The 14,323-nt window shown below is 70.7% G+C and carries 18 protein-coding genes; 10 read left to right on the forward strand and 8 right to left on the reverse strand.

What is annotated here, in order from left to right; genetic code table 11:
• Window positions 1-67: 67 nt before the first annotated feature.
• Window positions 68-637, forward strand: a complete 570-nt coding sequence (locus ACOYR3_RS01260; protein ID WP_422844724.1) for a BON domain-containing protein — start codon at window positions 68-70, stop codon at window positions 635-637.
• Here the strand turns inward: ACOYR3_RS01260 and ACOYR3_RS01265 are convergent.
• The gene (locus ACOYR3_RS01265; RefSeq protein ID WP_422844725.1) at window positions 634-957 is read right to left on the reverse strand and encodes a YnfA family protein; all 324 of its coding nucleotides are present in this window, start codon (window positions 955-957) and stop codon (window positions 634-636) included. The two genes, ACOYR3_RS01260 and ACOYR3_RS01265, sit on opposite strands and share 4 nt — an antisense overlap.
• Window positions 954-1,679: an ArsR/SmtB family transcription factor gene (locus ACOYR3_RS01270; protein WP_422844726.1), complete on the reverse strand. Its 726-nt coding sequence runs from the start codon at window positions 1,677-1,679 to the stop codon at window positions 954-956. Before ACOYR3_RS01270 ends, ACOYR3_RS01265 begins: the two co-directional genes overlap by 4 nt.
• A 79-nt stretch (window positions 1,680-1,758) precedes the next feature.
• On the opposite strand from ACOYR3_RS01270, the gene ACOYR3_RS01275 reads away from it, so the two are divergent.
• Together ACOYR3_RS01275 and ACOYR3_RS01280 are read left to right on the forward strand one after the other, a co-directional pair.
• Window positions 1,759-2,103 carry an NIPSNAP family protein gene (locus tag ACOYR3_RS01275; protein WP_422844727.1) on the forward strand — a complete coding sequence of 115 codons (345 nt, stop codon included), beginning with the start codon at window positions 1,759-1,761 and terminating at the stop codon, window positions 2,101-2,103.
• A complete protein-coding gene (locus ACOYR3_RS01280) occupies window positions 2,100-2,444 on the forward strand; it encodes an antibiotic biosynthesis monooxygenase family protein (RefSeq protein ID WP_422844728.1) in 345 nt (114 codons plus the stop codon). Before ACOYR3_RS01275 ends, ACOYR3_RS01280 begins: the two co-directional genes overlap by 4 nt.
• 37 nt (window positions 2,445-2,481) lie before the next feature.
• Here the strand turns inward: ACOYR3_RS01280 and ACOYR3_RS01285 are convergent, their stop codons facing one another.
• The 3 genes from ACOYR3_RS01285 to ACOYR3_RS01295 form a co-directional block, all read right to left on the reverse strand.
• Window positions 2,482-3,345 (reverse strand): class I SAM-dependent methyltransferase, encoded by an 864-nt coding sequence (locus ACOYR3_RS01285; RefSeq protein WP_422844729.1) that lies wholly within the window; start codon window positions 3,343-3,345, stop codon window positions 2,482-2,484.
• 46 nt (window positions 3,346-3,391) lie between these two features.
• Complete coding sequence (locus ACOYR3_RS01290; protein WP_422844730.1) at window positions 3,392-3,937, reverse strand: DUF4256 domain-containing protein; 546 nt, start codon at window positions 3,935-3,937, stop codon at window positions 3,392-3,394.
• Window positions 3,938-4,178: 241 nt separating this feature from the next.
• Complete coding sequence (locus ACOYR3_RS01295) at window positions 4,179-5,603, reverse strand: FAD-binding oxidoreductase (protein WP_422844731.1); 1,425 nt, start codon at window positions 5,601-5,603, stop codon at window positions 4,179-4,181.
• A gap of 169 nt (window positions 5,604-5,772) precedes the next feature.
• On the opposite strand from ACOYR3_RS01295, the gene ACOYR3_RS01300 reads away from it, so the two are divergent.
• The 5 genes from ACOYR3_RS01300 (at window position 5,773) to ACOYR3_RS01320 (ending at window position 10,357) form a co-directional block, all read left to right on the forward strand.
• The gene (locus ACOYR3_RS01300; RefSeq protein WP_422844732.1) at window positions 5,773-6,462 is read left to right on the forward strand and encodes a TetR/AcrR family transcriptional regulator; all 690 of its coding nucleotides are present in this window, start codon (window positions 5,773-5,775) and stop codon (window positions 6,460-6,462) included.
• A 108-nt stretch (window positions 6,463-6,570) separates the two neighbouring features.
• A complete protein-coding gene (locus ACOYR3_RS01305; RefSeq protein ID WP_422844733.1) occupies window positions 6,571-7,605 on the forward strand; it encodes a Bug family tripartite tricarboxylate transporter substrate binding protein in 1,035 nt (344 codons plus the stop codon).
• On the forward strand, window positions 7,602-9,110 hold the full coding sequence (locus tag ACOYR3_RS01310) for a carboxylesterase/lipase family protein (RefSeq protein WP_422844734.1): 1,509 nt from the start codon (window positions 7,602-7,604) through the stop codon (window positions 9,108-9,110). The genes ACOYR3_RS01305 and ACOYR3_RS01310 overlap by 4 nt, the downstream gene beginning before the upstream one ends.
• A 250-nt stretch (window positions 9,111-9,360) precedes the next feature.
• Window positions 9,361-9,933 carry a hypothetical protein gene (locus tag ACOYR3_RS01315; RefSeq protein ID WP_422844735.1) on the forward strand — a complete coding sequence of 191 codons (573 nt, stop codon included), beginning with the start codon at window positions 9,361-9,363 and terminating at the stop codon, window positions 9,931-9,933.
• The gene (locus ACOYR3_RS01320; RefSeq protein WP_422844736.1) at window positions 9,905-10,357 is read left to right on the forward strand and encodes a DUF2752 domain-containing protein; all 453 of its coding nucleotides are present in this window, start codon (window positions 9,905-9,907) and stop codon (window positions 10,355-10,357) included. The genes ACOYR3_RS01315 and ACOYR3_RS01320 overlap by 29 nt, the downstream gene beginning before the upstream one ends.
• Before the next feature lie 131 nt (window positions 10,358-10,488).
• On the opposite strand, the gene ACOYR3_RS01325 is transcribed toward ACOYR3_RS01320, so the two are convergent.
• On the reverse strand, window positions 10,489-10,857 hold the full coding sequence (locus tag ACOYR3_RS01325; RefSeq protein ID WP_422844737.1) for an EF-hand domain-containing protein: 369 nt from the start codon (window positions 10,855-10,857) through the stop codon (window positions 10,489-10,491).
• A 360-nt stretch (window positions 10,858-11,217) separates the two neighbouring features.
• Here ACOYR3_RS01325 and ACOYR3_RS01330 point away from each other — a divergent pair, with 360 nt between their 5' ends.
• Both ACOYR3_RS01330 and ACOYR3_RS01335 read left to right on the forward strand, forming a co-directional pair.
• Window positions 11,218-11,661: a hypothetical protein gene (locus tag ACOYR3_RS01330; RefSeq protein ID WP_422844738.1), complete on the forward strand. Its 444-nt coding sequence runs from the start codon at window positions 11,218-11,220 to the stop codon at window positions 11,659-11,661.
• Between the two features lie 139 nt (window positions 11,662-11,800).
• On the forward strand, window positions 11,801-12,370 hold the full coding sequence (locus ACOYR3_RS01335; protein ID WP_422844739.1) for a cob(I)yrinic acid a,c-diamide adenosyltransferase: 570 nt from the start codon (window positions 11,801-11,803) through the stop codon (window positions 12,368-12,370).
• A gap of 268 nt (window positions 12,371-12,638) precedes the next feature.
• Here ACOYR3_RS01335 and ACOYR3_RS01340 read toward each other — a convergent pair whose 3' ends face one another.
• A complete protein-coding gene (locus tag ACOYR3_RS01340; protein WP_422844740.1) occupies window positions 12,639-13,061 on the reverse strand; it encodes a hotdog fold thioesterase in 423 nt (140 codons plus the stop codon).
• Between the two features lie 67 nt (window positions 13,062-13,128).
• Window positions 13,129-14,280 (reverse strand): ABC transporter substrate-binding protein, encoded by a 1,152-nt coding sequence (locus ACOYR3_RS01345; RefSeq protein ID WP_422844741.1) that lies wholly within the window; start codon window positions 14,278-14,280, stop codon window positions 13,129-13,131.
• Window positions 14,281-14,323: the final 43 nt, after the last annotated feature.

Consider the following 14,323-nt stretch of genomic DNA (forward strand, 5'->3'; position numbering starts at 1 on the left):
CGGGCTCTGCAGTCCAACGCCGCGTTGGGTGGTGCGCAGCAGGCCCACTCCGCCGGAGCCTGTGCCCATGAAAAAGCCCTCACTCCCGTCCCTGCGGCGCAGCGCCGCGCGGCCGCTGCTGCGCCCCGTGCTCGGCGCGGTGGCTGCAGGGCTGGTGGCCGCGTTGCCCTGGGAAGGGTGGGCACAGCAGGGCGCGGGTGCGGCCGCTGTAGCGCGCACCAACGCCTTCAGCGATCCCCTTGTGCAGGTCACCAACGCGCTGCCTGCATGCCCCGTGCCCGAGGGGCCGCTGTACACCGCATCCGAGGTGCGCGAGCTGGCCCACGTGCGCGCGCAGCACGGCGGCAGCTGCTACCGCGTGGGGCGCTGCCGGCTGCCCAACTCGTACCTTTACGACGCCGAGATCATCCCGCGCGTGCAGCTGTACCTGCGCGAGGACGGGCGGTTTGGCGACACCAGCGTGTGGGTGCTGGGCGAACGCCGGCTGGTCACGCTGATGGGCTGCGTGCAGTCGCAGGAGCAGGCCGAGGCGATGGAGAAGGCCGTGGGGCTGGTCGACGACGTGATGGGCGTGGTCAACCTGCTGCAGGTGGGCACGGCGCGCGCAGGGGCGCGGTACCGGCTCGCGGTGCCTTAGCGCCCCGGCTGCAGCATGATGATCGCCATGCCGGCGAGCGCTACCAGCACGCCCGCCACATCCCATGCGGTGGGCCGAATGCCATCCACCACCCACAGCCACGCCAGCGCTACGCCGATGTAAACCCCGCCATAGGCCGCGTAGACGCGACCCGCGCCGGCCGTGTCGTGCAGGGTGAGCAGCCACGCAAACAGCGCCAGGCTCAGCGCTGCGGGCAGCAGCAGCCACAGGGGCTTGCCATGCCGCAGATACAGCCAGGGCAGGTAGCAGCCCACGATTTCGGCCAGTGCGGTCGCAATGAACAGCAGCAAGGTCTTCATGCTGCGCGCGTGCCTTGCGGCGTGGATGCGGCGGCCGGGGCAGTGCCAGCCAGCCATTCGCGCAGCGCCAGTTCGCCACGGGGTGTGAACTGGACCACGCGCGAGTCCCCGGCGCGGTGCGCCCAACCACCGTCGAATAGCCGCTGCAGCAACGCCGCGCCCAGTGCACCGCCCAGGTGGTGGCGCCGCTCGCTCCAGTCCAGGCAGGGGCGGCACAGCGCGCGCCGCTGTTGGGCGAGGGCGTTGGTGTCGATCCCCACCTGTTCAAACCACTGCGCGCCCGCATCGGTGACTGCCGCGCCCTGGGGCGTGGCCTGCAGCAGCCCTTGCCGCACCAGCGCCTCGTAGAACTGCACGCCCACCTCGCCGGCCAGGTGGTCGTAGCACATGCGCGCGCGGCGCAGGGCCGGCTCGCGCGGGCTGGCGCGCAGGCGCACCGCCCCGGCGCGGAAAGCCACGTTCATCAGCGATTCCAGCAGGGCCGCCACATCGCGGTCGGCCAGGCGGAAATAGCGGTGCCGGCCCTGGCTTTCCACCGCCACCAGCCCCGCGTCGACCAGCTTGGCCAGGTGGGCGCTGATGGTCTGCTTGGTCACGCCGGCCACATCGGCCAGCTCGGTGGCGGTGAGGGCGCGGTCGGCCATCAGCGCGGTGAGGACTTCGGCGCGCGCGCTGTCGCCGATGAGCGCGGCAATGCGCGCGATGTGGGGGCCGTCTTTCATGGTTCGATCTTGGGCGAACCATCGGCGCCCGTCAACGGCCTATCGTGAAGCCCCTGCCAACCCACGACTTTGAAACACCATGATCACCTGCTTCATCCGCTATGAAATCGACCCCTTCCAGCGCGACCTCTTCGCCGAGTACGCGCGCCGCTGGGGCCAGATCATTCCCCGCTGCGGCGGCCACCTGCTGGGCTACTTCCTGCCGCACGAAGGCAGCAACTACGAGGCCTGGGGGCTCATCGCCTTTGATTCGCTGGCGGCGTACGAGGCCTACCGCGCCCGCCTGCGGGCCGACCCCGAGGGCCGCGCCAACTTTGCCCTGGCGCAGGACAAGCGCTTCATCCTGCGCGAGGAGCGCAGCTTCACGCAGGGCGTGGAAGGCACGCTGGGCCTGCCAGCGCACCCGCAGGGGGCCGCCGCATGATGGCCGTGATCTTCGAGGTGACGCCAGCGCCCGGTCAAACGGACGCGTACCTGGGCGCGGCCGCCGCATTGCGCCCGCTGCTGGAGCAGGTGGACGGCTTCCTTTCCATCGAACGCTTTGAGAGCCTGAGCCAGCCCGGCAAGCTGCTGTCCCTCTCGTTCTGGCGCGACGAAGAAGCCGTGGCGCACTGGCGGCAGCTGGAGGCCCACCGCAGCACCCAGCAGGCCGGGCGCGGTGGCATCTTTGCCGACTACCGCCTGCGCGTCGCGGCCGTGGTGCGCGACTACGGCCTGCACGACCGGGCCCAAGCGCCCGCGGATTCGCGCGCGGTGCACGGATAGGGATGCGCCGCAGGCCGCGCCGCCGCGTGCGCTGCAGCTAGCGCGGCACCTTCAGCGCCACCACCTCCATGCACACGCGGTAGCGCTGGCTGATGCCGTAGCGCACTGGCTCAAAGCCGCATTCGGCCAGCAGCGCATACAGCCGCTCGCGGTCGAAGTTATGGTAGTGCTCGATCTCGCCCCAGTACGGGTTGGCGCCGGCGGCGTCCAGCGCCTTCCACACGGGCGAGCCCCTGTTGGGCATGGAAATCAGCAGCACGCCCCCGGGCTGCAGCAGCCGGTGGGCCGCGCCCAGGCCGATCTTGGGGAACGGCATGTGCTCCAGCACATCCGCCATGCTGACCACGCTGGCGGGGCGGGGCAGTTCCAGCTGCGCCACGTCCTGGCAGTGCGCGCTGACGCCCCATTTGCGCAGCTCGTCCACCGTCTGCTGGCGCAGGTCCAGCCCCAGCGGCTCAAACCCGTATTCCTGCGCCGTGAACAGCAGCGACGCGTTGCCGAACCCCACGTCCAGCCAGGTGCCGTGGCTCTGGTAGGGCAGCACCTTCTCGATCATCTGCGCCGACACATAGCGCTGGCGCTCCAGGTCGTGGCCCACCACCTGCGATTCGTTGGTGCCGCGAAACACCACCTTCAGCGCGGCGTCGGTGTAGTAGCCGCTGCGAAACACATGGCCGCAGGCCGCGCAGCGGCTCCAGTGCATCGTGCGCGACAGCTCGGGGCTGTAGCGGGGGTGGTGCGAGCAGTCCGCGCTGCACAGCGGCGCCATGGCCTTGCTGTCGCACAGGGGGCAGGCCTGGTAGTCGATCAACTCGCCTTGCAAGTGCGGCGCGGGCACGGGCGCCGGCGCGGGTGTACGGGCCAGCTGCGTGGTGCTGGTGGTAAAGGAGTACTTGATCATCGGTTCATCCTCGAAAACGCCTGCCGCACATCCATCACCGCGCCGCTCACACGGCAAGCCAGCCGCGAAATCCCCGGGCCGCGTAGTACGACGATGCCCCGTTGTGGTACACGAACACCCTGCCGTAGCGGCGGTCGCCAAACAGCGCACCGCCCAGCGCGCGGACTTCGCCCGGCGTCTGCACCCAGCTCGACGTCTTGGTATCGAATTCGCCCAGGGCCTGCAGGGCGCGGTAGCGCGCCTCCGTCAGCAGCTCGATGCCCATGTCCGCCGCCGTCGCCGCGGCGCTGCCCTGCGGCTTGTGCTCCTTGCGCTCGTCCAGCGCCTGCGGGTCATAGCACAGGCTTCGGCGGCCACCGGGGCTCTCGCGGGAGCAATCGCAAAAGTGGATCTCCGCCGTGCCTTCGCTGCGGCCCACCACATCGGGTTCGCCCCCGGTGGCTTCCATGGCCTGCAGCGACCGCAGCGCCCCCGGCTTGCCCTCCAGCCGCGCCAGCACCTCCGCCCAGGCAATGCCCGCGTGGCGGTGCATGTGCGCTTCGAATCGTGCCTTCAGCACGGCCAGCAGTTCGTGGCGTTCTGGTGCCTTCATGGAGTGCCTCCTGAGCGGACGGCGTTGCAGGATACCCGCATTCGCGGGGCGGCTTGGACGCAGCGCTGGACCCGGGGGCCCAAAAAGGCAGTGCCCAGCCAGGCTGCGCGCATGGCGTGAAGCAACGCTCGAACTGTCAGAAGCGCGCGTGGCTTGCCGGGCAGCGTGCGATGCGATGGCCTGTGCGGAGATGCTGCGCTGTGGCAATGGCATCGCTACAGCGCATGGGGTCCCCGCAGTCTCACAGCGCAAAAATCTTGCCGGGATTCAGGATGTTCTTCGGGTCCAGGGCGCGCTTGATGGCGCGCATCATGTCCACCGCGCCGGTGCCGGTTTCGTCCAGCAGGAAGCCCATCTTGTGCACGCCCACGCCGTGTTCGCCGGTGCAGGTGCCGCCCATGCTGAGGGCGCGGGCGACCAGGGTGTGGTTCATGGCTTCGGCCTGGGTGCGTTCTTCGGCGCTGTTGGGGTCGATGAGGTAGCCGAAGTGGAAGTTGCCGTCGCCCACGTGGCCGACGAGGAAGTAGGGGATGCCGCTGGCTTCCACCTCATCCACCGATTCGAGCAGGCAGTCGGCCAGGCGGCTGATGGGCACGCAGGTGTCGGTGCTGATGGCGCGGCAGCCGGGGCGGCTTTGCACGGCGGCAAAGTAGGCGTTGTGCCGCGCGGTCCACAGGCGCGTGCGCTCCTCGGGGGTGCTGGCCCATTCAAAGGCCTGGCCGCCGAACTCGCTGGCTATTGTCTGCACCATCTCGGCCTGCTCTTTCACGCTGGCCGGCGAGCCGTGGAACTCCATCAGCAGCATGGGCTCCTCGCGCAGGGTCAGCTTGCTGTGCGCGTTCACCATGCGCACGGTGTGGTGGTCGATGAGCTCCACGCGCGCGATGGGCACGCCGATCTGGATGGTCTGGATCACGGTGCGCACGGCCGCCTCGATGCTCGGGAAGGAGCAGATGGCGGCGCTCACCGCCTCGGGCAGCGGGTACAGGCGCACGGTGATCTCGGTCATGATGCCCAGCGTGCCCTCGCTGCCCACCAGCAGGCGCGTGAGGTCGTAGCCCGCGCTGCTTTTCTTGGCGCGGGTGCCGGTGCGGATGACCTCGCCGCTGGCCGTCACCACCTCCAGCGCCAGCACGTTCTCGCGCATGGTGCCGTAGCGCACGGCGTTGGTGCCGCTGGCGCGCGTGGCGGCCATGCCGCCAATGCTGGCGTCGGCGCCGGGGTCGATGGGGAAGAACAGGCCGGTGTCCTTGATGGCGTCATTGAGCTGCTTGCGCGTGATGCCGGGCTGCACCGTCACCGTCAGGTCCTCGGCGTTCACGCTCAGCACCTGGTTCATGCGGCTCACGTCGATGCTGATGCCGCCCTGCACGGCCAGCAGGTGGCCTTCCAGCGACGAGCCCGCGCCGTAGGGGATCACGGGCACTTCGTAGTCACTGGCCAGCTTCACCGCGTCGGCCACGTCCTGCGTGCTCTCGGCAAACACCACGGCGCTGGGCGGCGGGGCCTGCAGCGAGCCTTCGTCGCGCCCGTGCTGCTCGCGCACGGCCTGGGCCAGCGAGCACTGCGCGCCGAAGCGGGCCTGCAGCGCATCGATCAGGGCCTGGGGCACGTCGCGCAGCTCGATGGCAGGCAGCAGGTGGGCGGCAGCGGTGGGGGCGTTCATGGTGTGTGTCTCCGGTGGGGCGGTCAATGAGAAGCATTCTAGGTTCAGCCCGGCGCAGGCGCCGTGCGCGCCCGGCCTTGGGCCCGGCGGGAGATGCGGGTATTCACGGGCTTGTCGGCGCCGGGGCGCGTAAATACATTACGTTTGTAATGCATATTGTGAAAGCGCCATGAGCCTCCGTGTTTCTCCCCAGGCCGGGGTGCGCCGCACCCATGCCGAGCGCAGCGCTGCCACGCGCCAGCACCTCATTGCCACCGCCATCGACGTGATCCAGCACCGCAGCCTGGAGGAGATGTCCATCCACGAGCTGGCCAAGTCGGCCGGCATGACCTCGGGCGCGGTGCAGCACCACTTCGAATCGAAGGCGGTGCTGATGATGCATGTGCTCAGCGAGCTGATCGAGTCCACCGTGCGCTCGGGCGAGCTGTGGCCCAGCAGCGCGCTGCCGCCGCGCGAGCGGGCTGCCCGGTTTGTGCAGGCGGTGTGGAGCCTGGTGTACGCGCAGCCGCGCTTCATCGTGGCGTGGAACATCTACCTGGGCTGCCGCAACCAGCCCGAGGTGCTGGGCCACATTGCCGAGCTGCGCCAGAGCGTGCAGGTCCGCATGCAGGAGGGCTTCTTCAACGCCTTCCCCGAGCTGGCGGCCGCGCCCGACCGCGACGGCCTGCTGGGCCTGGTGCTGTCGTCGCTGCGCGGTCTGGGCCTGCTGCAGCTGTTTGCGCCCGCGCCGGCGGCGCAGCCGGATGCCGCGCAGCAGGCCCAGCTGGCCTGCCTGGCGGACTGGATCGCCAGCCGCTGCGAAGCCGCTGCCGCTGCGGCGTCCGGCCCGCCCCCCCAGGGGCGCACGCGGCGCCGCTGAGCGGTCCTGCCCATCGGCCATCTGGGTGCGGCCCTGCCGCTGGCGGGCCGGCCGCACCGCGCACCCTGAGCACATCCGAGCCCACCACCATCACCAGGAGACAACGCCATGACCACTGCCCCTTCGCGCCCCGCGCGCGCCTCCGTGCTTTGCGGGCTTGCCGCAATGGCCGCGCTGGCCGCAGTCGCCGCGCTGGCCGGTGCGGCCGGCAGCGCCTTCGCGCAGCAGCCCGCCGCCTACCCGGCCAAGCCCATCCAGCTCATCGCGCAGCAGCCGCCCGGCAGCGGCTCGGACGCGATGACCCGCGCATGGGCCGACTGCGCCGCGCGTGAACTGGGCCAGCCCGTGGTGGTGCAGAACAAGCCCGGGGCCAACGGCATCCTGGCCGTCAACTACCTCAAGGCCCAGCCCGCGGACGGCTACAACCTGCTGAGCATCGGCATGTCGCAGATGAGCATCACGCCCTATGTCTACAAGCAGCAGCCCTACGACCCGCTGCGCGACTTCGACGGCGTGGCCGTGCTGGGCACCTCGCCCCTGGTGCTGGCCGTGCCCGCGGGGCCGGGTATCGCCACCCTGGCGGACCTGCAGAAGCTGGCCCGGTCCATCCCCGGCGGCATCAACTTCGGCTCGCCGGGGCGGGGCAGCCCCGCGCACCTGCTGACCTCGGCGCTCGTCGAGCGGCTGGGCGTGCCGGGCACCCACGTGCCCTTCGTGGGCGAGGGCGCGGGGCTCACCGCCCTCATGGGCCAGCAGATCCATACGATGACGCTGGTCATCGGCACGGCCGCCGCGCAGGTCAAGGCGGGCAAGCTGGTGCCGCTGGCCCTGTTTGGCGCGCAGCGCTCGGCGCTGCTGCCCGACGTGCCCACCATTGCCGAGGCGTTGCCCAGCGCCAGCGATCTGGCGCGCCCCGCGTGGATTGCCGTGGTGGCCAAGGCCGGCACGCCGCCCGAGCTGCTGAACCGGCTCAACGCCGCCACCGAGAAATGCCGCGCGGGCGATGCGCACTACAAGTCCCGCCTGGAGGCCATGAACGTCACGCTCACGCCCTCGGCGCCGGGCGATGCGCGCACCTGGGCGGCGCGCGATGCGGCCGTGTGGCGCCCGCTGATCGACAAGCTGGGCCTGGCGACGGAATGACGGGCGCAACCGCGGCACCCACCGTCACGCTGCCGCATGGCGGGCAGCTGCAGGGGGCGTGGGACCAGGCCGTGCGCGTGTTCCGCGGCGTGCGCTATGCCCAGGCGCCGCGCGGCGCGCTGCGGTTTGCGGCGCCCGTGCCGGTGCCGCCGTGGTCCGGCGTGCGCGATGCCGCCACCTTCGCGCCCATGGCGCCGCAGCTGGCCCGTGCCGCGGGCGCGGAAGCCCCCCCGCTGGGCGGCGCGGACTGCCTGGCCGCCAACGTGTGGGCACCGCCCGCCGAGCCCGGCGCGGGCCTGCCCGTCATGGTGTGGGTGCATGGCGGCGGCTTCTTTCGCGGGGCGGCCAGCGAGCCGCTGTACGACGGGGCCGCGTTTGCGCGGCAGGGCGTGGTGTTCGTGTCGCTGCAGTACCGGCTGGGCATCGACGGCTTTCTGCATTTCGAGGGCGAGGAGCACGCCGCCCCCGCCAACCGCGGGCTGCTGGACTTGCTGGCCGGGCTGCAGTGGGTGCGCGACCACATTGCGGCCTGGGGCGGCGACCCCGCCCGCGTCACCGTGTTCGGCCAGTCGGCTGGCGCGGGTGCGCTGGCCTGCCTGCTGGGCCTGCCCGCTGCGCGCGGGCTGGTGCAGCGGGCCATCCTGCAAAGCCCCAGTGTGGCCTGCCAGACCTTGCACGAGGCCGCCGCCGCGCGGCGCGCCGTGGCCGCGCTGGCGGGCGTGGAGCCCCACCTCGCGGCGCTGAGCGACGCGCCGCAGCCTGCGGTGCTGCACGCGGTGCACCGGCTGGCGTCCGACCCCGCCCTGCGGCTGCGGCACGGACTGGGAGGGCGCAACTTCTTCCCGCTGCGGCCGGTCGTGGACGGGCGGGTGCTGGCCGCGCCGCCGCTGCAGGCACTGGCGCAGCAATGGGCGGCCCACCCGCCGGACCTGCAGGTGCTGGTGGGGTGCAACGCCGACGAGATGCGCCTGTACCACGTGCCCGGCGGCGCCATCGACCGCGTGACCGAAGCGCAAGTGCACTCCTTCGCGCACGAAGTGGGGTTCCCGGGCAGCGCCGTGGAGGCCTTGCGCGGCATGCTGCCGCCCGCGCAGCGCTCGCCCGGCGAGGTGCTGTGCGCGCTCCAGTCCGATTACTACTACCGCGTGCCTGCCCAGCGCATCGCCGCGCTGGCCCACCGCTGGGCCCGCAGCGCGCATGGCTACGAATTCGCCTGGCCGTCCCCCCAGTGGCGCGGGCGGCTGGGCGCGGCGCACGGGGTGGAGCTGCCGTTCGTGTTCGGCAACCTCCACACGGCGACGGGGCAGGAACTCACCGGTGCCGCGCCCCCAGCGGCGCTGTCGCAGGCCCTGCACCAGGGCTGGGTGGCGTTCGCCCGCGGCGGCGACCCCGGCTGGGCGCCGTATGGGGCAGCGCCGCCAGCGGTTCAGCATTTTGGTGACACGGCCCTGTACGCGCCGCACCCGCAGCCCGCGCGGTTCGCGCTGTGGGACGGCCTTCTCTGACGCGTGCCATCCCTAGGGATCCTCTTCACGAATCGTCGCGCCGTGTGCATCTGCGGACTCGGGTGGTCTGCTGCGTTGCAAATCCTCGCAATAGCACCTGCTATTGCTGCGTTTTGCGCCTTGCAGCCCCTCCCGATCCGCAGCGCACACTTTCCGCTCGATTCGTGCAGAGCATCCCTAGCAGCCGCGCGATGCGCTCGCTACACTGCCCGGGCAGTGTTTGCTGCACATCCAAGAGAGGGAGATTGCCATGGCTTCAGCCAGTGTGGGAGATTGCCTGTCCGGTGCCTGGGGCACCTTCAAGAAAAACGTCCTCACCCACGTGGTGTGCACCTTGCTGGTGATGGTCGTGGCCGGCATCAGCGCCGGCCTGCTGGCCGGGCCCATGGTGGTGGGCTACATGCGCATGATCGAGCGCGAAGCGCGCGGTGAGGCGGTGCAGATCGGCGACGTGTTCCGGGGTTTTGACGACTTCGTGCCCGCCTTCGTGGCCGGCCTGATCAGCTCGCTGGTCGTGTCGCTGGGCTTCATGCTGTGTTTCATTCCGGGGCTGCTCGTCATGGCGCTGCCGCCGGTGGCGCTGTACCTGGTGGCGCGCGGCGAGCGCGACGGGGTGGCGGCCTTCAGCCGGGCCTGGAGCATCGTGACGAAGAACCTGGGCTCGGCCTTGGTCTGCTCGCTGGTGCTGGGCATCGTGGGCTCGCTGGGCTTTCTGCTGTGCTGGGTGGGCGCGCTGCTGACGCTGCCGCTGTCCACCATCGGCTCGTACTACATGGCACGCCAGCTGGTGGGCGATGAGCCGCTGGCCCTTCCTCCGCTCTGACGGCGTCCGCAGCGCTGGCGCGGCATCCGCCGGGCCGCCGCTCCCGCGCGGCGATCGCGCCGTGCGGCTGGCGCTGGGCCTGGGCGGGCCGCTGGCCATGGCGGCCACGCCGTGGTGGCTGCGCCAGGGCGGCGGCTGGGGCTGCGGCTTCCAGGCGCTGACGGGGCTGCCGTGCCCGCTGTGCGGCGGCACGCACGCCTGTGCGGTACTGGTGCAGGGCGATCTGGGGGCCGCCTGGGCGGCCAGCCCGGGCGCGCTGGTGCTGCTGGTATGGCTGCTGCTGGCAGCCGGCCAGGCGCTGGCGGAAGGCATCGGAGGCCGCCGCCGTGCGGCGCGTGGGCTCTGGTGGCAGCCGCCCGTGCTGGCGGCGGTCGGGGCCGCGCTGCTGCTGTCCTGGCTGGCGCGCCTGATGGGGTTGGTGTAGCCCCGGTGCCGCGGCGGCCGTTGCCGCGCACCACGTCCAAGGGCCCGCGGGCCGCCATGGCCCGCGGACTGTTTTGTCAAGAACGTTCTTAGGGCGCCCCCAGGCCGTAATGCACGGGGGCGGGCGGGGCGTCAGCTCAAAAGGCCTTTCTCGAATTCGGTGGGCGACAGCGATCCGTTGCGGTCGGTGTCCAGTTCCTTGAAGCGCTGGCTGATGGCGGGCAGCTGCGTGGCTTCCTGCTCGCTGAGTTTTCCGTCCTTGTCGGCGTCCGCGCGCTGGAAGGCGTTGCTGGCGGCGCGCGACGGGTTGCCGGTGCCCGGGCCGTAGGAATACGGCGTGTCCGAGCCTTGGGCTGCGGGGCTTTTGCCGCCGCCGCCGCTGCTGCCAGCGGCGCCTTGCGCCTGGGCTTGCAGCGCCCCTGCGCCACCCAGCGCCAAGGCGGCGAAGAGCATCACGCTGCGGGCGTCGAACGGGGACATGCGTCGTTGCTGTGCTTTCATGGAAGCGGGGCTCCTGTGAAGTTGAACAGGCGTTCATTGCACCGCAGCAGGGCCCGCCAGGCCAGCACTCTTGCCGGCTGTTGCCTGCGCCAACAAATGCCAGCGCCATGTAACCGCAGGCGCCGCTTGTGTAGAGCAATGCTGCAAACCTGTACCCCAACGTAAGTCTGCGCGGGCAGGGCATGCAGCCGCCGCGGCGGCACATCGGCTGGTCCCCGGACGACCGGCACCGCGGCGGATGTCCTACAGCCCGGCGCCGGCGCGGCTCCAACAATGGATGTTCAGCCTTCCGCTTCGGGAGGCTTTTTCATCCATTTTTGGTTGTCGTTCTTCGTGAACTGAAACGGAAAGGAGCCTTTTATGAACAAGCACACCGCCCTGGCCGCGCTGGCCGCTCTCGCCTGCACCGCCGCCCTGGCCCAGGCACCCGCCGGCAACGCGTCGCGCCCGCCGTCGGAGGTCAGCCCCGCCGCGTCGGGCGGGCCCGCCGCCGCCAATGCGCAAAACCGCGTGGACCAGCGTGCCGCAAACAGCTCGGCAGCCCCCATGGACCCGGCCAAGGGTGACGGCCGCGGCGCCCCGGTGGCCGAGATCAACCCCAGCGCTTCGGGCGGCAAGGCCGCTGCCAAGGCCGATGCCCGGGTGAACGCCCGGCTGATGGACAGCAACGGCGATGGCATGGTGTCCCGCCAGGAATGGGACACCTACCACGCCAACGCGTGGAACAGCATGAAGCCCGGCGCCGGCGGTGTGTCCACGGCGGACCTGGACAAGTACAACCGGAACCCCTCGATGGTTCATTAAGACTGAGCCCGTGAGCAGGTTCCGACCTGCTCGTCGCAGGGTCTATTTCCCCTGCAGCCCCGCCGTGCACCCACCGCCGGCGGGGCTTTTTTCTGGGGCGCTGGACGACAATGGCGCCCTTCCATCTCGCAAGCACACCATGGGCAACCGACTCACACAGATCGCCACCCGCACGGGCGACGCCGGCACCACCGGCCTGGGCAACAACCAGCGCGTTTCCAAGAACAGCCTGCGCATCCATGCCCTGGGCGATGTGGACGAGCTGAACTCCCATATCGGCCTGCTGCTGTGCGAGCGCCTGCCCGACGGCGTGCGTGCGCTGCTGGTGGAGATCCAGCACCAGCTGTTCAACCTGGGCGGGGAGCTGTCCATCCCCGGCTTTGAACTGCTCAAGCCCGAGGCCGTGCTGGCGCTGGACGCGGCCCTGGCCGACCACAACGCCGCGCTGCCGCGGCTGCAGGAATTCATCCTGCCTGCCGGCACGCGCGCCGCAGCGCAGGCCCACGTCTGCCGCACCGTGGCCCGCCGCGCCGAACGCGCCGTGGTGGCCCTGGGCAACGAAGAGGCGCTGAACGACGCCCCGCGCCAGTACCTCAACCGCCTCTCCGACCTGATGTTCGTCCTCGCCCGCGTGCTCAACCGCATGGACGGTGGCGACGACGTGTACTGGAAAAGCGAGCGCTTGGCGCAGCAGGACGCTACTGAATAGATAGCTTCTTGCGCTTATCCAGTAAGCGCTGGAGGCCGATTTTGTTTGAAGTTTCGCCGCGCCCTGGCTTCGACAGGCTCAGCCCGGACGGCCGGTGGCGTCAGAGCACCTCGGAGGATGTGGACCCCCATCCAGCGCACAGGGCGCGCCCCGCACCAGGACCGCCGCGCAAGGGCCGCCCCGCCGCGCTGGCGGTGTCCCCCTTCCCGAATCGCGCCAGCGATTCGAGAGAAGGGGGAAGGCACGAAGTGCCTCAGGGGGATGCCCCCTATCTAGGCGCCAGAATCGCCATGGTCAGCCGGGACACGCAGGTCAGCTCCCCCGCTTCGTTGTGCAGGTCGATGTGCCAGACGTGCGTGGTGCGCCCGATGTGCACGGGCTTGGCGGTGCCCGTCACCCAGCCGCTGGTGGCCGAGCGCAGGTGGTTGGCGTTGATGTCCAGGCCCACGGCGCGGTAGCCCTCGGGCAGGGCGTAGTAGGCGCCGGTGGAGCCCATCGATTCGGCCAGCACCACGCTGACACCGCCGTGCAGCAGGCCAAAGGGCTGGATGGTGCGATGGTCCACGGGCACCCGGGCCCGCAGGAAATCGTCGCCCACCTCGGTGAACTCGATGCCGAGGTGCTCGACGGCGGTGTTGCGGTTGGCGGCCTTCAGCAGGGCCAGGTCGATGGGTTTTTTCCAGAGGGGCATGGTGGGTGGTGGAGGTGTCGGTCGCAACCGGGGAAACCGGCCATTGTGCCCATGCCCGGCAGGGCGGTCAGCCCACCATGCGACCGTTGGCGCCCAGCACGCCCAGGTCCAGGAAGCGCGACCCCACGTAGGGGGCGCCGCCGGCATAGTCGATCAGCAGGCCGCCCAGGTCATTGCCGCGGATGCCGGCCAGCGCGTTGCGCAGCTTGGCGCGCGTGAGGTCGCGGCCGGCGCGCTCCAGGCCTTCGGTGAGCACGCGGGCGTTCACGTAGCCTTCGAAACTGCGCGCCGAGAACTCCTGGAAGCCCGCCGCCTTCATGGCCCGCTGGTAGTCGCGCACCAGGGCCACGCTGGTGCGGCCGGCGTCGGGCAGCACCATGGACAGGGCAATGCCGGCCGCCTTGCCGCCCAGCTGGCGCAGGTTGTCCCCGGACAGGGCCACGCTGGTCGCGGCCAGCGGCGTGCTGGGCGACACCTTCTTGAACTCGTTCACCAGCGCCGCCGAGACGTCCCCCGCCGTGCCCAGCAGCACCGCCATGGGCTTGGCGGCCACAGCCTGGCGCACCACGTCGGCCACCTGCGCGCCCTGGTTGTCGAGCTTGAACGCCTTGGGCGCCTGCAGGTTGGCTGCCTTGAGCGCGGCGTTCACGTCGGCCAGGAATTCGCGGCCGAAGGCCGTGTCCTGGTACACGATGGCCAGGTCGGTGATGCCCATGGCCACCAGCTTTTGCGCCAGGCGCTGCGCCTCGTCGGAATAGCTGGCGCGCACGTGGAACACCGAGCGGTGCTCCGCCTTGCGCAGCGAATTGGCCCCGCTCTGGGGCGCCACGTAGGGGATCTGCGCCTCGTCCACCAGGGGCAGGATGCGCTGGTTGTTGGCCGTGCCCATGCAGGACATCAGGGCCACCACGTTGCTGTCGGCGATCAGCTTGCGGGCGTTGTCTTCCGAGCGGGCGGCGTCGTAGCCGTCGTCCAGCGCCAGCAGCTTCAGCTCGCGGCCATGGATGCCGCGCGCATTGGCCTGGGCAATGCCGGCGTCCAGCCCTTGCTTGAGTTCCTTGCCCAGGCTGGCCAGCGCGCCCGTCAGGCCGAGCGAGCAGCCGATGCTCACGGTCTTGGCGTCCATCGGGTCCTGCACGCCCACGGCGCGGGAGGCATTGGCAAGCAGCAGGCCGGCGCTGGCGGCCACAAGGGATTGGGTGAACTGGCGTCGTTGCATGGTGGAACAGAAAAGAAAGAAAGCGGGCAGACAAAAAACAACC

Origin of the sequence: Acidovorax sp. M2(2025) (genome assembly GCF_049330835.1) — a bacterium.
In the GTDB taxonomy this organism is placed as follows: Bacteria; Pseudomonadota; Gammaproteobacteria; order Burkholderiales; family Burkholderiaceae_C; genus Acidovorax.

Bases quoted from the DNA above. Each gene is read 5' to 3' on its own strand.
- ACOYR3_RS01290 (WP_422844730.1), bottom strand. From the start codon at position 3,937: ATGAAGGCACCAGAACGCCACGAACTGCTGGCCGTGCTGAAGGCACGA.
- ACOYR3_RS01315 (WP_422844735.1), top strand. From the start codon at position 9,361: ATGGCTTCAGCCAGTGTGGGAGATTGCCTGTCCGGTGCCTGGGGCACC.
- ACOYR3_RS01325 (WP_422844737.1), bottom strand. From the start codon at position 10,857: ATGAAAGCACAGCAACGACGCATGTCCCCGTTCGACGCCCGCAGCGTG.
- ACOYR3_RS01305 (WP_422844733.1), top strand. From the start codon at position 6,571: ATGACCACTGCCCCTTCGCGCCCCGCGCGCGCCTCCGTGCTTTGCGGG.
- ACOYR3_RS01265 (WP_422844725.1), bottom strand. From the start codon at position 957: ATGAAGACCTTGCTGCTGTTCATTGCGACCGCACTGGCCGAAATCGTG.
- ACOYR3_RS01330 (WP_422844738.1), top strand. From the start codon at position 11,218: ATGAACAAGCACACCGCCCTGGCCGCGCTGGCCGCTCTCGCCTGCACC.
- ACOYR3_RS01340 (WP_422844740.1), bottom strand. From the start codon at position 13,061: ATGCCCCTCTGGAAAAAACCCATCGACCTGGCCCTGCTGAAGGCCGCC.
- ACOYR3_RS01345 (WP_422844741.1), bottom strand. From the start codon at position 14,280: ATGCAACGACGCCAGTTCACCCAATCCCTTGTGGCCGCCAGCGCCGGC.
- ACOYR3_RS01320 (WP_422844736.1), top strand. From the start codon at position 9,905: ATGAGCCGCTGGCCCTTCCTCCGCTCTGACGGCGTCCGCAGCGCTGGC.
- ACOYR3_RS01310 (WP_422844734.1), top strand. From the start codon at position 7,602: ATGACGGGCGCAACCGCGGCACCCACCGTCACGCTGCCGCATGGCGGG.
- ACOYR3_RS01335 (WP_422844739.1), top strand. From the start codon at position 11,801: ATGGGCAACCGACTCACACAGATCGCCACCCGCACGGGCGACGCCGGC.
- ACOYR3_RS01275 (WP_422844727.1), top strand. From the start codon at position 1,759: ATGATCACCTGCTTCATCCGCTATGAAATCGACCCCTTCCAGCGCGAC.
- ACOYR3_RS01295 (WP_422844731.1), bottom strand. From the start codon at position 5,603: ATGAACGCCCCCACCGCTGCCGCCCACCTGCTGCCTGCCATCGAGCTG.
- ACOYR3_RS01270 (WP_422844726.1), bottom strand. From the start codon at position 1,679: ATGAAAGACGGCCCCCACATCGCGCGCATTGCCGCGCTCATCGGCGAC.
- ACOYR3_RS01300 (WP_422844732.1), top strand. From the start codon at position 5,773: ATGAGCCTCCGTGTTTCTCCCCAGGCCGGGGTGCGCCGCACCCATGCC.
- ACOYR3_RS01260 (WP_422844724.1), top strand. From the start codon at position 68: ATGAAAAAGCCCTCACTCCCGTCCCTGCGGCGCAGCGCCGCGCGGCCG.
- ACOYR3_RS01285 (WP_422844729.1), bottom strand. From the start codon at position 3,345: ATGATCAAGTACTCCTTTACCACCAGCACCACGCAGCTGGCCCGTACA.
- ACOYR3_RS01280 (WP_422844728.1), top strand. From the start codon at position 2,100: ATGATGGCCGTGATCTTCGAGGTGACGCCAGCGCCCGGTCAAACGGAC.